At 55.3% G+C, this 15,303-nt stretch carries 13 protein-coding genes; 12 read left to right on the top strand and 1 reads right to left on the bottom strand.

What is annotated here, in order from left to right; all coding sequences use genetic code 11:
• Positions 1 to 188: 188 nt before the first annotated feature.
• The 6 genes from Q7U76_05795 (at position 189) to Q7U76_05770 (ending at position 7,492) form a co-directional block, all read left to right on the top strand.
• Positions 189 to 3,728, top strand: a complete 3,540-nt coding sequence (locus Q7U76_05795; protein ID MDO8355882.1) for a vitamin B12-dependent ribonucleotide reductase — start codon at positions 189 to 191, stop codon at positions 3,726 to 3,728.
• A 230-nt stretch (positions 3,729 to 3,958) separates the two neighbouring features.
• Complete coding sequence (locus Q7U76_05790; protein ID MDO8355881.1) at positions 3,959 to 4,366, top strand: hypothetical protein; 408 nt, start codon at positions 3,959 to 3,961, stop codon at positions 4,364 to 4,366.
• Positions 4,367 to 4,429: 63 nt separating this feature from the next.
• Positions 4,430 to 4,792 (top strand): hypothetical protein, encoded by a 363-nt coding sequence (locus Q7U76_05785; GenBank protein ID MDO8355880.1) that lies wholly within the window; start codon positions 4,430 to 4,432, stop codon positions 4,790 to 4,792.
• Positions 4,793 to 4,834: 42 nt separating this feature from the next.
• Positions 4,835 to 5,245: a hypothetical protein gene (locus Q7U76_05780; GenBank protein MDO8355879.1), complete on the top strand. Its 411-nt coding sequence runs from the start codon at positions 4,835 to 4,837 to the stop codon at positions 5,243 to 5,245.
• 2 nt (positions 5,246 to 5,247) lie between these two features.
• Entirely contained in the window at positions 5,248 to 5,925 is a 678-nt protein-coding gene (locus Q7U76_05775) for a septal ring lytic transglycosylase RlpA family protein (GenBank protein ID MDO8355878.1), read from the top strand.
• 283 nt (positions 5,926 to 6,208) lie between these two features.
• Entirely contained in the window at positions 6,209 to 7,492 is a 1,284-nt protein-coding gene (locus tag Q7U76_05770; GenBank protein MDO8355877.1) for a hemolysin family protein, read from the top strand.
• Here the strand turns inward: Q7U76_05770 and ligA are convergent.
• A complete protein-coding gene (gene ligA / locus Q7U76_05765) occupies positions 7,485 to 9,512 on the bottom strand; it encodes an NAD-dependent DNA ligase LigA (GenBank protein ID MDO8355876.1) in 2,028 nt (675 codons plus the stop codon). The genes Q7U76_05770 and ligA overlap by 8 nt on opposite strands.
• A gap of 221 nt (positions 9,513 to 9,733) precedes the next feature.
• Here ligA and Q7U76_05760 point away from each other — a divergent pair, with 221 nt between their 5' ends.
• From Q7U76_05760 to Q7U76_05735, 6 genes are all read left to right on the top strand, one after another.
• The gene (locus Q7U76_05760) at positions 9,734 to 10,387 is read left to right on the top strand and encodes a LysM peptidoglycan-binding domain-containing protein (GenBank protein MDO8355875.1); all 654 of its coding nucleotides are present in this window, start codon (positions 9,734 to 9,736) and stop codon (positions 10,385 to 10,387) included.
• Positions 10,388 to 10,399: 12 nt separating this feature from the next.
• Positions 10,400 to 11,896, top strand: coding sequence for an anthranilate synthase component I (trpE, locus tag Q7U76_05755; GenBank protein MDO8355874.1), 1,497 nt, complete (start codon positions 10,400 to 10,402; stop codon positions 11,894 to 11,896).
• Positions 11,897 to 12,009: 113 nt separating this feature from the next.
• Entirely contained in the window at positions 12,010 to 12,573 is a 564-nt protein-coding gene (locus Q7U76_05750; GenBank protein MDO8355873.1) for an aminodeoxychorismate/anthranilate synthase component II, read from the top strand.
• A gap of 24 nt (positions 12,574 to 12,597) precedes the next feature.
• Positions 12,598 to 13,611, top strand: coding sequence for an anthranilate phosphoribosyltransferase (gene trpD, locus Q7U76_05745; GenBank protein MDO8355872.1), 1,014 nt, complete (start codon positions 12,598 to 12,600; stop codon positions 13,609 to 13,611).
• Positions 13,612 to 13,618: 7 nt separating this feature from the next.
• A complete protein-coding gene (trpC, locus tag Q7U76_05740; GenBank protein ID MDO8355871.1) occupies positions 13,619 to 14,440 on the top strand; it encodes an indole-3-glycerol phosphate synthase TrpC in 822 nt (273 codons plus the stop codon).
• Between the two features lie 10 nt (positions 14,441 to 14,450).
• Positions 14,451 to 15,083, top strand: a complete 633-nt coding sequence (locus tag Q7U76_05735; protein MDO8355870.1) for a phosphoribosylanthranilate isomerase — start codon at positions 14,451 to 14,453, stop codon at positions 15,081 to 15,083.
• Positions 15,084 to 15,303 lie beyond the last annotated feature (220 nt).

Below are 15,303 nucleotides of genomic sequence, written 5' to 3'. Positions count from 1 at the left end.
ACTACACTTGGTGTTGACAATTCATCCTGATCGCTATATGTAGATGCTCCTTAGATAGATCAAGCATCAAGACACCAAAATTTAGGCGTTCACCGCATATCAGCCTGATCAAGATTGAAGCTTAATTGTTCCTGTTGGGGATCGAGAGCAGTCCCACACCAACTACGCAGACTGGGGGAGGGAAAATCGTGAGAATAGAACGCCGATTTACACATCGCGGACAAAGTCCCTATGAAGGCCTGCCGTTTTCGAAACGTTCGTCGGAAATTCGCAACCCCGACGGATCGACCGTGTTCAAGTTGGAGAACATCGACATTCCGGAGCCCTGGTCCCAGCTCGCGATCGACATTCTCGCGCAAAAATATTTCCGGAAAGCCGGAGTACCCCAGCATGATGAGCAGGGCAATCCGATCGTCGGTCCGGACGGCAATCCGAAATTGGGAGGGGAAAGCGACTCCCGGCAGGTTTTTGAACGGCTTGCCGGTTGTTGGACTTCCTGGGGCAAAAATTTCGGTTATTTCAAGACGCCGGAAGATACAGAAGCTTTTCATGATGAGCTCTGTTACATGCTCGCGCATCAGATGGTTGCGCCGAACTCTCCCCAGTGGTTTAACACGGGGCTGCATTATGCCTATGGGCTTTCAGGGCCTGCACAAGGGCATTACTACGTCGATCCCAAGACCCGTGAAGTCGTCAAAGCCACCAATGCATTCGAGCATCCGCAACCGCATGCCTGCTTCATTCAGTCCGTTGACGACGACCTGGTCAGCGAGGGCGGCATCATGGACCTCTGGGTGCGAGAAGCGCGCCTGTTCAAGTACGGATCAGGGACCGGCACCAACTTCTCCAAGCTTCGTGGCGATGCCGAACCATTGTCCGGCGGCGGCCGTTCGTCCGGATTGATGTCCTTTCTGCGCATCGGCGATCGTGCCGCCGGCGCGATCAAGTCAGGCGGAACGACCAGGCGGGCTGCCAAAATGGTCTGCCTCGATTTAGATCACCCCGACATCGAAGAGTTTATCAATTGGAAGGTCGTGGAAGAGCAAAAAGTTGCCGCAATGGTAACCGGCTCTAAAATCTGCGCCCAACGTCTCAATGCCGTCCTCAAGGCCTGCCATGTCGTCGATAGCGCCGGTCAGATGAAAATCGAGATCGATGCCAAGCAGAATCCTATCCTCAAGGAGGCATTGGCCGCTGCTCGGCGCGATGCCGTTCCGGAAGCCTATGTCCAGCGGATGTTTTCCTATGCGCAGCAGGGATTTACGCATTTTTCGTTTCATGAGTACGACACGAATTGGGACGGCAAGGCCTACCAGACGGTCTCCGGCCAGAACTCCAACAACAGTGTGCGCATTCCCAACGAATTTTTTGCGGCGTTAGAGGCGGATAGCGATTGGCAGCTGAAGCGCCGGATCGATGGCAAGGTCTCCAAGACCCTCAAGGCACGGGACCTCTGGGACCAGATCGCTTGGGCCGCCTGGATTTGCGCAGATCCCGGTACGCAATACGACACCACCATCAACGAATGGCATACCTGTCCCGAGGATGGCCGTATCAATGCCTCCAATCCTTGCTCGGAATACATGTTCCTCGACGATACGGCATGCAATCTGGCCTCGCTCAATCTCGGTCAATTCTTTTCAACCGACGCCCAATTCGAGCTGGAGAATTTCCGCCATGCCGTCCGCCTCTGGACGGTCGTGCTGGAGATCAGCGTACTCATGGCATCGTTTCCCAGCCGTGCTATCGCCGAGAAGAGTTTTGAGTTCCGGACGTTGGGGCTTGGTTATGCCAATTTGGGCACGGTGCTGATGCGGCAAGGCATTCCCTACGACTCACCAAAAGCCTTGGCGATCTGCGGCGCCTTGACCGCCATCATGACCGGCGAGGCGTACAGCACGTCCGCTGAAATGGCTGCAGAGCTGTGGCCGTTCCCTGGTTATGCCAAAAACCGCGACGCGATGTTGCGTGTGATCCGCAATCATCGGCGCGCCTCGTACAATGCCGCTCCGGAAGAATATGAGGATTTGACGATTACCCCGATTGGGATCCAGCCGGAGCATTGTCCTCCCGAGCTGCTCGTCGCGGCCCGCCGCGCATGGGACCGTGCCCTTGAATTGGGGACGGCCTATGGATATCGCAATGCGCAGGTGACGGTCATTGCCCCCACAGGCACGATCGGACTCGTGATGGATTGCGACACGACCGGCATCGAGCCGGATTTTGCGCTGGTGAAATTTAAGAAATTAGCCGGCGGAGGCTACTTCAAGATCATCAATCAAAGCATACCCGAAGCCCTCAGAACATTGGGGTATACCGAGTCTCAGATTTTGGATATCGTGAATTATTGCGTCGGACGGCAAACCTTGCAGACTGCACCATTTATTAACCATGAGGCTTTGAGGCAGAAGGGGTTCGACGACGCCGCACTCGCACGAATGGAAGGCGGATTGGCGCAGGCCTTTGAGATCCAATTTACCTTTAATAAGTATGCGTTGGGTGAGGATTTCTGCCGGGAGAAGTTGGGATTCACCGATGCACAATTGGCGGAATCCAACTTCAATATGCTGCGGGCGCTGGGATTCACACAAGAGGAAATCGCTGCGGCCAATGACTATTGCTGCGGCACCATGACGGTGGAAGGGGCACCACATCTCAAAGCCGAGCACCTTCCGATCTTTGATTGTGCCAACCGTTGCGGCCGGATCGGTCAGCGGTATATCGCTGTCGATGCGCATATCCGCATGATGTCGGCGGCACAACCCTTCATCAGCGGCGCCATCAGCAAAACGATCAACATGCCGGCCGATGCGACATTGGAAGAAGTGAAGTCCTCCTATTTGTTTGCCTGGAAGAGCATGGTCAAGGCGGTGGCGCTGTATCGCGACGGCTCAAAGTTGAGCCAGCCGTTGTCGGCCTCAACCGACAGTGGCAAGACGATTGAAACCTCGTCAGAAGTGCTATCGATTGCGGAAAAAATTACCGAACGCGTGATGGTCCGGTATCTCGCAAAACGGCGACCGCTTCCGACCAGGCGGAATGGGTACACGCAGAAAGCCGTGGTGGGAGGGCATAAGCTCTATCTGCGTACGGGTGAGTATGAGGACGGGACGTGCGGCGAGATCTTTCTGGATATGCACAAGGAAGGGGCCGCCTTCCGCAGCCTCATGAACTGTTTTGCGATTGCCATTTCACTCGGTCTCCAGCATGGCGTGCCGCTGGAGGAATTCGTCGAAGCCTTCGTGTTTACCCGCTTCGAGCCGAATGGGCCGGTTAAGTTGAACGACCGTATCAAGATGTCCACGTCGATCATCGATTATATCTTCCGGGAGCTGGCGGTGACCTATCTTGACCGCTATGACTTGGCACAGGTCAAGGAAGAGGATCTTCGAATGGATTCGGTCAAGAAAGACGAGCAGGATCCTGAATGCGTCGAGGAGGAAGCCACTCCTGAAACGCTGGCATCGACCTCAATCAGTACGGAAATATTTCCCGCACGAAGAGGCGCCGCGCCTCGCCATAAGAGCAACGGCCATGGAAATGGCCATGCGAGCGTCTCCCACACCGTCGAACTGAAGCGGGAAACCTTGACCTTGACCGCCATCCAAATGGCCCGTCAAAAAGGTTATGAAGGCGATCCCTGTTCCGAATGTAAGCAGTTCACCATGGTACGGAACGGAACCTGTCTGAAGTGTGAAACCTGCGGGACCACGAGCGGCTGTTCATAATTTTGCTATCCAAATAAAGGAGCCTTTAAATGGGAACCCGCGAAAGTAATTGGACTTGTTGCAATCGTGTAATCCTTAAGTGGGATAATCAGCGACAACAACCTGTGAATCCTGGTCCTAGTGTAAGGCATGAGGGTGGGCACTGGTTAGTTCAATGTCCAGTGTGTGGAAAGACTAAAGTCCTCGGCGTGCTTAATCCCTTGAGTTTGACGTAAACGAGAGATGAGCCTATGAGCACGACACTACGTGAACAAGGCATCGAAACCATTCATGACCAGGTGGTCAGTCTGGTTGCCCAGCGATGGGCCAAGGCCTTTCATTGTAAGGTCACCATTCACACCAGTCTTGAGCAGGATCCCTGGGCGGATCCTCAGCAGCAGTGCGATATCGTCGGCTGGCAGGTGAGTTCTACCGGGAATACGATGGAATGGATGGCTGAGGTGGAAACCGCCGACTCAGTTGGGGATCCTGAGACTCTGTTGAAGTGGAAGCAGGCGATGGGTCACGGTATTCCATTTTATCTGTTGGTGCCACGCGGCTTCAAAGATTCGGCACAGAAGCTGGCTGAAGGGGTTTCTGTCCATTGCAGTGGTATCTACGAGTACACGTTTGTGAACGATCTCTGTCAGGTGCTCTGACCGATAGCCTGCTCAACGGTGCGGAATGTTGTTTCGCGTGGTCGTCGTATCGATGGAGATGAGATGAGTTTCTTGAGCCTTCTTCCTCAAATCAATGTTCCCGCGATCGAGCCCAGAGGCTCCGACGACTCCTGTCAGGCAGAACAATTTGTGAATCGGCTGAAAGCCCGCCTTGCAGAAATGCAGCGGGACCTTGCCACGCATGAACAGCTGGATGTGGTTGCCTTTCTCCCTTCTGGTCAAGCGATTTCCGTGGAAGTCATGGGCTACGACAATCCGGCACTCGTCACCCTGCAAGGCCAGGAGCAGGGGAGCGGCAAATCCTGTACATTGCTTGCACATCAATCATCGCTGCAGGTATTGGTGTCGATAGAAATGATTCCCTTCGGCGCTCAGCGGAAAATGGTGAATTTTGAAACTCGCTGAAACGATCATCTTCACCTACCACGATGTCACGGAGTAACCCCCATGCCCACAACAACACAATTGGTCATTAGCGGAAAGAGCAAGCCAGGCGTCATTGCCCAAGTGGCCCAGGTTCTCGGAGATGCCAAGGTCAATATCAAGGCATTTTCTGCTCCGGAGGTCATCGGAGCGGGAAAACTGAGGCTCTTGGTTGCCGATCTGGAAGGAGCCCGTGCGGCATTAAAAGCGGCGAAGATCAGATTTACTGAAGAAACGGCGCTGATCTTGAGTCTGACGAACAAGCCAGGGGCTCTCAGGGAAGTGGCGGATTTGCTGACGAAGGCGCGCATCAATATTAAATGCGGTTATTGCACGCCCTCCCGCGAAGGGAAACGTGCCATCGTAGTCCTGACTGTCTCACATACAGCGAAAGCGCTTACCGTCTTGCAGGATCAATCGCTCGACGAATTCTAGTCATGTCTTGCCGACCTCAGGCCTGCTGCGCTCGTTGGCTGGTTCTTCTTCTCGTCACCCTCCTGGCCGGTACCATGGCCGCTTGTGGAGGCACTCCCAAACCGGTCTATTTCCCCGGCTATCCGATTGGATTTGTCGAACGAGGCGTCGCCTCGTGGTATGGACCAGGATTTCATGGGAACAAGACCGCAAACGGTGAACGATATGATATGCATCAGCTGACGGCGGCTCATCGGACATTGCCGCTTGGCTCCATTGCGGTGGTTCGATCGCTGAGTACCGATCGACAGGTGACCATCCGCATTAACGATCGGGGTCCGTTCGCGAGAGGTCGTGTGCTCGATCTTTCACTCGCAGGGGCGCAAGCGCTCGGGATGACCGGAGCAGGAACCGATCAGATTGAATTGCGGGTCGTGGGGTATCAAGGACGAGCAGCCGATATGGGGGTCTTGCGGGTACAAGTCGGGGCGTTTTCCGATCAGCAGAATGCGTTTAATCTGTTAGAACGGGGCAAACATCTCTACCCGGGAGGCAGAGTCCAGACGGTTGATCTGCCTGAAGGAACACGATATCGGGTCCAGATCGGTCAGTTTTCTACGGAGGCCCAGGCAGAAGCTGCCGCATCTCATCTCGATTCCGTCCTAGGGCTCCAATCCTTTATCTTTCGCGACGACCCGTAGTACCAGTTTCAGCAAACTCGCCATTCCAATTCTTCAGCTATTCTGCGAACATGCAACGCAACTATTTGATATTGTGACGTGTTTGCATCATATGCTTGCTCGCCACTCCGTCCTATGATACATGTAGAGTCCAATGGATACAGGTCCTATAGGTCCCTATCACGTTACTCCGTTCTCCCACATCTCACATTGCTGGTCTACGGCGATAGGGGATAGCCCCTGGGCCTTCTTGCATTCCTGGCCGATCAACCGGGTCGGACCCTTCTAAAATAGATTGCAACCTATGGACGTGCTTATTCTCTTAGCCCTTATTACTATTTCAGCCGTGATATCTACGGCTGAAATCGGTTTCTTTGCTGTTAATGATACGAAGCTGCGGGCGCTTGTCCAGAATCACAATAAACGGGCAAAGATGGCCCTTCAGCTGCGAAGTGACCCGCAGAGGCTGCTCGCCACGATACTCATCGGTGACCGTCTGGTCAGCACGGCTATTCCTATGTATGCAGCCTTCCTGACCTTGAACATCTTCGAGGGGGAACGGACATTTTTTAACGATTCCGTCGCAGTAGTCGTTGGGTTGCTCACATTTGTATTGCTTGTCTCCGTCGACGTCATTCCAAAGACCTTGGCGGCGAAGTTCGCCATACCTGTGACGTTGAACATGTCCTATCCTATCTATGGGGTCGAGCTCCTTCTTAAGCCGCTTCTCTTCGTGATGGTTCCGTTCATCCATAAACTTACCGGAGGGAAGGGCCTGACGCTTCCTCTAGTCACGGAAGAGGAACTGAAGATCATGCTGGAAGAGGGGGGGAAGGCCGGGGCGATTGAGGTCGAGAAGGTGCAGATGATCAAGAACGTCTTCCAGCTCAAAGACATCACCGCTGAAGACGCGATGACCCCTCGCCTCTATGTCTTCTCCTTGGATGGGAACCTGCGCCTGAAGGAGGCCCAAGAGCTTCTCTATAACTCGAAATATTCACGGATTCCCGTATATGACGGGACGTTGGATAACATCACGGGCATTCTGTACAAGACGAGAGCACTCACTGAGCTCGCCAAGGGGAGGAATGAGGCCAAGCTCAAGGATATTGCCTATCCGCCGCTGTTCGTGCCGTCCGGCAAAACCGCAGACGACCTGATGAAGCAGTTTCAGCAGGAGAAACGCCATATGGCCGTCGTGGTGAACGAGTTCGGTGGCGTCATGGGGATTGTCACACTTGAGGATCTTCTCGAAGAAGTGGTCGGAGAGATCATGGACGAAACAGACATCACCGAAGAGCTGATCAAGCGGCTAGGGAAGAACCATATTTTGGTTCACAGCAGGACCGAAGTGCGCAAGGTCAACGACTTCCTGAAGGTCGATCTCGGCGACGAAGCGGTGACGATCGGAGGGCTCATTCAGCAGGAACTTGGGAGAATTCCCAAGGTGGGAGAAGAAGTGCGGATCGCCAACTGTCGAATCCTCATCCATGAAGCCGAGCCTCGATCCATTCGAAGTGTCCAAATCTTTCGTGAAGAGAAATCCCCGGCCCACGTCGAATCCCAGAACCTCGACCTCGTCAGTTAGATTGGCCCTTCTCCTCTCCAATCAAGGCGCCGAACTCCTGCTCCGTCAGAATCGATACCCCCAGTGTACGCGCTTGATCCAGTTTGGAGCCTGGGTCCCGTCCCGCGACCACATACGATGTCTTTTTACTCACACTTGAGGCGACGCGCGCTCCGGCCGTTTCAACGGCTCGTTGTGCCTCATCTCGTGTGAAATGATCCAGCCCGCCGGTAAACACGAATGTCTTTCCCGCGAGCGGGGATTCCATTCGATCACCTCGGGCCATGCCCGGTGCGATCTGCAGCCCCAATGTTTGGAGTTGTGCGATGGCTTCTCGATTGCGTGGCTCAGACCAATAGGCCACCAAGCTGTCTGATATCTCAGGGCCAATTTCACGAATCTGCAGAAGCCGTTCCCGATCCGCTGCCATGATCTCTTCAAGAGACGTGAACTCACGGGCCAGGACTTTGGCGATATGTTGTCCGACTTGTCGAATCCCAAGTCCCATCAGAAATCGATCGAGGGAAACGGCTGTATTGCCCGCAATCGACTCCACGAGGGCGGTGGCAGACCGATCGGCGAACCCCTCAAGTCGTACGAGATCTTCCTTGGTTAGGCGATAGAGATCGGCGAGGGATCGTAGCAGTCCCTCGTCAACCAGCTGCGCCACAGTCTTCTTTCCTAAGCCTTCGATGTTGAGCGCGTGCTTGGACGCAAAGTGTTCGATTGCCCCCTTCAATTGGGCGCCACAGACCAATTGACCGGTACAGTAGAAATAGGCACCCTCGCGGCCGACATTCGATCCGCAGACCGGGCAGTGATCCGGTATTAGAAAGGGAGCGCTCCGTTGCTCATTGGGGATGGGGACACGCTCAGCAATGGCGGGAATCACATCGCCGGCCCGTTCAACTTTGACGGTATCCCCGATCCGAATATCTTTTCTGGCGACCTCATCGGCGTTGTGTAAGGTGGCTCGGCTGATGGTGACGCCACCGACTTCCACCGGTTTCAAGAGTGCGACGGGTGTGAGGGTTCCGGTTCTCCCGACAGACACGACGATATCCTGTACGACGGTGATTTCCTTGCGCGGGGTAAATTTATAGGCGAGGGCCCAGCGGGGGCTGCGAGATTTCATTCCCAGGCGATGTTGCCAGTCTCGGCGATTCACTTTCACCACTACGCCATCGATTTCATAGAGCAGCCGATCCCGGATCGATTCTGTTTCCCTGTGAAAGGCTATCACGTCGTCGATCGAGGCACAGAGTCGTCGATGCGTCGGCACCGGGATCCCCCATCTGGCCAATTGCTCAAGCTCCTCCCAATGTGTGAAAGGTGCGGGTGTGGAGAGGGCCATGATTTCATAACAGGTCACAACCAATGGGCGGGTCGCGGTAATCGTGGAATCCAATTGCCGGAGGGAACCAGAGGCCGCATTGCGTGGATTCGCAAAGGCGTCGTCGCCCCGTTCGGTGATCCGTCGATTCAAGGCTTGGAAATCATCGAGGCGCATGTATACTTCGCCCCGTACGACAAGATGGTCGGGGAATCCGGACTGCGCTTGCAATTGCAGCGGGAGCGAACGGATCGTTCTCAGGTTGACGGTCACATCCTCTCCGGTCGTTCCGTCGCCCCTGGTCGCTCCACGGGTGAACATTCCATGGTCGTAGACCAGTTCAACCGATAACCCATCGAACTTTGGTTCCGCGCTGTACTCAACGGACGGGGTTTCCAGTTCGCGTTTCATCCGTTGATCGAATGCTTGAATCTCCTCCTGATCGACAATCGAGTCCAGGCTGAGCATCGGCTGCTCATGGGGAATCTTGATCAGCGACTCAAGCGGTGGCGCGCCGACCCGTTGGGTCGGGGAATCGGGCGTGACGAGTTCCGGATACGCTTGTTCCAGATCGATCAGCTCGCGGAATAGACGATCGTAGTGAGAATCAGAAACCTCCGGACGATCCTTGACGTAGTAGAGATAGTCGTGGCGTCTGATTTCGTCTTTGAGCGCGATCAGTCTGGCAAGGATGTCGGCGTGGGCCATAGGGCTTGGATGGTAACGAACAGAGGACGTGACGGTTTCGAACCGTACCATAGGGGTAGGGAGTGGGTCAAACGACGAAGGTGCCATATTCGCTTTGACTTTCGCTGCGTTAGACATTATTCTACTGCTTCTATTTGAGTCGTTTTTTCATTGCATGGCAGCCGGTGTCTACTTTCTGCTGCGAGAGGGCGAGTCCCTCACGACTGTCAGAGGAGGTATCCATGAAAGAGGAGAATTACGTGATCAAGTCAATGTCCAGATCCATCTATCACGGTGTGACGATCGTCTGTGGAATGCTCGTATTGAGCGGATGTGTGATGGCCGAAAAGTATGAGGCGGAAAAGGCGCGCAGCCTGAACTTTCAACGTCTGTTGGCCCAGGAAGAGAAACGAACCGGCGAACTGGATAATGAAGCGAAGCGGGGCAAGAAAGAACTGATGGAGTTTGAGGCCAGAAATCGGGAGCTCACGGCGCAGGTGCAAGCTGTTCGGGAGCAAATGGCCCGTGTGCAGGAAGAAGCCGAAGCGATGAAGGAGTCTGCGCTGCTGGAACGTAAAGCCAAGGCCGATATGAAACGTGCAGCCGCGCCTGGGCGCAAGGCGCTGCCGGTTGAACCGGCTCTGGATACGACCGATACCGTGGACCTGAGCGCGACAGCTCTCGGGGGTGCTTCCGAGGTTCCGGCTGTGCCAGAGGCAGTCGCGTCGTCGATGGGAAGCTTGCGATCGCCCACGGTTCATGTCGTGAAGCCTGGCGAAACGCTCTACCGGATCAGTCGGAAGTATGGCGCCACTGTCGACAAGGTCAGGAAGTGGAACAAGCTGCCGGACGACATTATCGAAGTAGGACAGAAGCTCATTGTAGGCCAAGAATAATAGGACGATACCGTGGCGCCGCCGCAATACTCGCTCAGCCTCGACCAATTTCGGCAATATGCCGGAGAGGGTAACCTCATTCCGCTCTATCGAGAGATTCTCGCGGACTATGAAACCCCCGTCTCCGCCTTTTCAAAAATCGATCATGGCCCTTCAGCCTACCTCCTAGAGTCTATTGAGGGGGGGGAGAAATGGGCTCGTTATTCCTTCCTCGGCAGTGGTTCGCCCGTTGTCGTCTACGAAGATCGGGGCGACCTGGTTGTCGTGCAGGGCACACGCAAGAAGCGTATTCCCAGTCGTGGAAATCCGCTTGAACGACTGCGTGAGATGATGGAGGGTTATCGCCCGGTGACGGTGCCGGATCTACCCCCGTTCGTCGGAGGTGCCGTTGGATATCTGAGCTACGACATGGTGCGTACGTTCGAGGACATGGCCGCCAGGCAGAAGGATCCTCTGAATCTGCCGGACTGTGCCTTCCTGCTCACCGATACCATGCTGATCTTCGACAATGTCGCCCAGAAGATCAAAGTCGTATCCACTGCGCATATCACGGCGAAGGGGGAGCGTGGCCTCAAGGCCGCCTACCGATTAGCCACGGAACGGATCGAGCGCATGATCGCGCGGCTGAAACGTCCGCTTCGCCGTACTCGTCCGCATCGCCGCCGGAAGCCGGTGACGTTTACGTCGAATATGAGCAAGGCAGATTTTGAAAAGATGGTCGTGCGGACGAAAGAATATATTCGGGCCGGCGATATCGTCCAAACTGTGGTCTCTCAGAGATGGGAGACCAACCTCCAAGCGCCGCCGTTGCAACTCTATCGCGCATTACGTGTGGTGAATCCTTCTCCCTATATGTATTACCTGCGTATTGCAGGGGTTGAGCTGGTCGGTTCCTCTCCGGAGACCCTCGTCCGTTGCGAAAACGGTGTCATCTCTCTTCGTCCCATTGCCGGCACGCGCCGCCGCGGAGCGACGCCGGAAGAAGATCAGCAGATGGAGAAGCGGCTGCTGGCCGATGAGAAGGAACGGGCCGAGCATGTCATGCTCGTGGATCTCGGGCGGAACGATGTCGGACGCGTGGCGAAAGCAGGGTCGGTCGTGGTGGATTCACTCATGCACGTCGAGCGGTATTCGCACGTCATGCACATCGTCTCGAATGTGACAGGGCAACTGGATGAGTCGAAGACCTCGTACGACGTGTTGCGGGCTTGTTTTCCTGCCGGTACGGTCTCCGGCGCGCCGAAGATTCGCGCGATGCAGATCATCGATGAACTCGAGCCTACCAGGCGCGGGCCCTATGCCGGCGCGGTGGGGTATCTCAGTTTCTCCGGCAACATGGACATGTGTATCAACATCCGCACCGTCGTCGTCAAAAAGCACCAGGCCTTCATCCAAGCCGGGGCCGGCATCGTTGCCGATTCGAATCCTGAACATGAATATGAAGAGACCTGCAACAAGGCCCAGGCCATGATGAAGGCCGTCCAATTGGCCGAGCAGGGACTAGAATAAGGGAGCGAATAGCTGATGGCATATAGCGCATAGCACGAAGAGGTGGGAACGAGGTCGATTCCTGGCGATCTTAACCATCAGCTATCAGCCATACGCCATAGGCTCTTTTGATTATGCTACTGATGATCGACAACTACGATTCCTTCACCTATAACCTGGTGCAATACTTCGGGGAGCTTGGTGAAGATGTTCGGGTGTTTCGTAACAATAAGATTACGATTGAGCAGATCGAGTCGCTGAAACCCAGCCGCATCGTCATTTCTCCAGGGCCCTGCACGCCGATGGAAGCGGGCGTATCGGTTGAGACCATACGGCATTTCGGCGGACGCCTTCCCCTCTTGGGCGTCTGCCTGGGCCATCAATCTCTGGCCGTGGCGTTTGGCGGTGACGTGGTCCGAGCTGAACGGTTGATGCATGGGAAGACGTCGAAGATCCGGCATGACGGGAAAACGATTTTCTATCAGCTCCCCAATCCCTTTGATGCCACTCGCTACCATTCCCTGATCGTGAAACGCGACACCCTCCCGTCCTGTTTTGAGATCTCCGCCGAGACGGCGGAGGGGGAAATCATGGGATTGCGCCATCGGTCATTGGGCATTGAAGGGGTGCAGTTTCACCCAGAGTCGATCCTCACCACGGCGGGGAAGGACCTCCTCCGTAACTTCCTGAAGTTGTAGGAAGGTCCGCCTGGTTTCCCAGCCATGATCAAAGACGCAATCGCCAAACTTGCCGACCGCTCTTCTCTCACCGAGCTAGAAGCCGAATCGGTGATGCTGGAGATCATGGAAGGCGCAGCGACTCCGGCCCAAATTGCCGCCTACTTGATGGGGCTTCGTCTCAAAGGAGAAACCGTCGAAGAAATATCCGGCTCTGTGCGGGCGATGCGAGCCAAGGCTGTCCGCATCGCCATCGGAGATCCCCTCACTGTGGATACCTGTGGTACGGGCGGGGATGGCGCGCATACGTTCAATATTTCCACGACGGCCGCATTTGTCATCGCAGGGGCAGGCTTAACCGTGGCGAAGCACGGGAACCGTTCGGTGTCATCCAAGTCTGGAAGCGCGGACGTCCTCTCGGCGTTGGGCGTGAAGATCGATCTGCCGACCGAGCGGGTGGCCGATTGTATCAATGATGTCGGCATCGGCTTTCTCTTTGCCCCGCTCTACCATGGAGCCATGAAACATTGCGCCGGTCCTCGACAGGAGATGGGCATTCGAACCATGCTGAATCTTTTAGGCCCGTTGACCAATCCGGCAGGAGCGACCATCCAAGTGCTCGGCGTCTATGAAGGACGATTGACCTCTCTGTTGGGAAACGTCCTCATGCATTTGGGATCGCAACATTGCTTTGTCGTCCATGGGATGGACGGACTCGATGAGATCACCCTGACCGCAAAGACACAGGTGTCAGAGGCCAAAGGGGGCGTGTTGTCGAACTATCTTCTGAACCCGGCGGATCTTGGATTGGCACTGGTCCAGGCTAAAGAGCTTGCAGGAGGGACGTCACAAGAGAACGCGATGATCACGCGTGACATCCTTCAGGGGCGTAAAGGCTCAAAACGGGACATCGTCTGTTTGAATGCCGCTCCGGCTCTTGTCGCTGGGCGCAAGGCGGAAAATCTTCAAGATGGATTCCGCTTGGCTGGTGAGGCCATCGATTCAGGCGCCGCAGCCGAGAAGCTGGCGCGCCTCATCGCATTTACGAATAGGGGATGACGGTCTCGTGATTCTTTCTCGTATTCTGGAGCATAAGAAAGCTGAACTCAGGCATAAACAAAGCCGTGGGTACCTCTCTGAGCTGAAGAAAAGAATTCAGGACGCGCCAGGTGTATTAGGCTTCGCCGTCGCCCTCGAAGCGACAAAAACGGCTGGCAGCCCGTCGCTGATCGCCGAAGTCAAAAAAGCCTCGCCTAGTCTTGGTCTCCTCCGGCCCGAGTTCTCCGAACGGTTTAATTACCTCGAGATTGCCAAGACCTACCATGCCCATGGCGCGTCGGCTCTATCCATTTTAACCGACAAGGATTTTTTTCAAGGCAGTCTCGATTATCTTCGCGAGATCAAACAATCGGTGCCGATGCCTGCCCTGAATAAAGAGTTCATGGTCGAAGAGGTCCAATTTTACGAGGCGCGTGCCTACGGAGCCGATGCAGTCCTGTTAATCGTCGCAGCATTGGAACGGCAGCAATTAATAGACTTCTATGCGCTCGCTCGCGGGTTAGGGCTGGATGTCTTGATCGAAACTCATCATGAGCGAGAACTCGACACGGTATTGGAGCGTGTCCCGGACGCGCGGCTGATCGGTATCAACAATCGCGACCTGAAGACCTTCACGACCGATCTTGGAGTGACACTGCGGTTGGCCAAACGGATCCCGGCTGACAAGCTGATCATCAGTGAAAGCGGGATCCACACACGTGCTGATGTCGGACGGCTCGTTGAAGCCGGTATCCATGCCATGCTCGTCGGAGAATCGCTCATTCGCGCAGAAGATACGGCGGCCAAGATCCGAGAGCTGATGGGAACACCGGATTCATCACATGTCTAATATGTCCTATATTGCCAAAGTGAAAATCTGTGGCATCACGAGCGCTGAGGACGCGAGGGTTGCTGTCGAGGCCGGTGCCGATGCCCTCGGCTTCATTTTTTATCGGAAGAGCCCTCGATACATCGAGCCTGCGGTGGCCCGGCTCATCATTATGAGCCTGCCTCCCTTGGTGACCCCTGTGGGGGTTTTCGTCAACGAAGAGCCTCAAGCCGTTCGGAATGTCATGGACGATTGTGGCCTCGCATTCGCCCAGTTGCATGGGAACGAAACCGCGACCTATTGCCAGGAGTTAGGCCGTCCGATCCTCAAAGCACTCCGTGTGAAAGACCGGAGCGCATTTCTTGCGCTGGCGGAGTATCGTGGACGGGCCGGCGTTCGAGGGTTCGTGCTGGACGCCTTTTCCGATCAGGCCTATGGGGGCACCGGACAGGTGATCGATTGGCAACTCGCCGCAGAAGCCGCCAAGGCCGCGAACATCCTCCTGGCCGGAGGGCTCACTCCTGACAATGTCGGGAAGGCTATCCAGGCCGTGCAACCCTATGGCGTGGATGTCAGCAGCGGTGTGGAACGTGAGCCCGGGAAGAAGGATCACGAGAAAGTGCGCGCATTCATTCGCGCTGCCAAGGTTGTCTCTCAAGCCTAGCCCCGTTTATACTGCGGGACTTGGCAGGATGCTGAAAAAGTCTTCCAGCTTCGTTCTCGCGTCGTTCAGCCCCTCAACGTACCCCCGAGGGTACGCCTCGGGCCTTCACTCGCTGCGGCCTTGCTGGACGAGCTTTTTAATCATCCTGATGGATTAGTGTATGACTTCCAGACCTGGGTCATTGAGGTCATAGTGCACTGTAGCTCTTTCTCTGGATCCT

Source organism: Nitrospirota bacterium (assembly GCA_030645475.1).
Taxonomy (GTDB): domain Bacteria; phylum Nitrospirota; class Nitrospiria; order Nitrospirales; family Nitrospiraceae; genus Palsa-1315.
The sequence above is the reverse complement of the archived record's forward strand: the minus strand, read 5'-3'. Positions and strand labels throughout refer to the sequence as shown.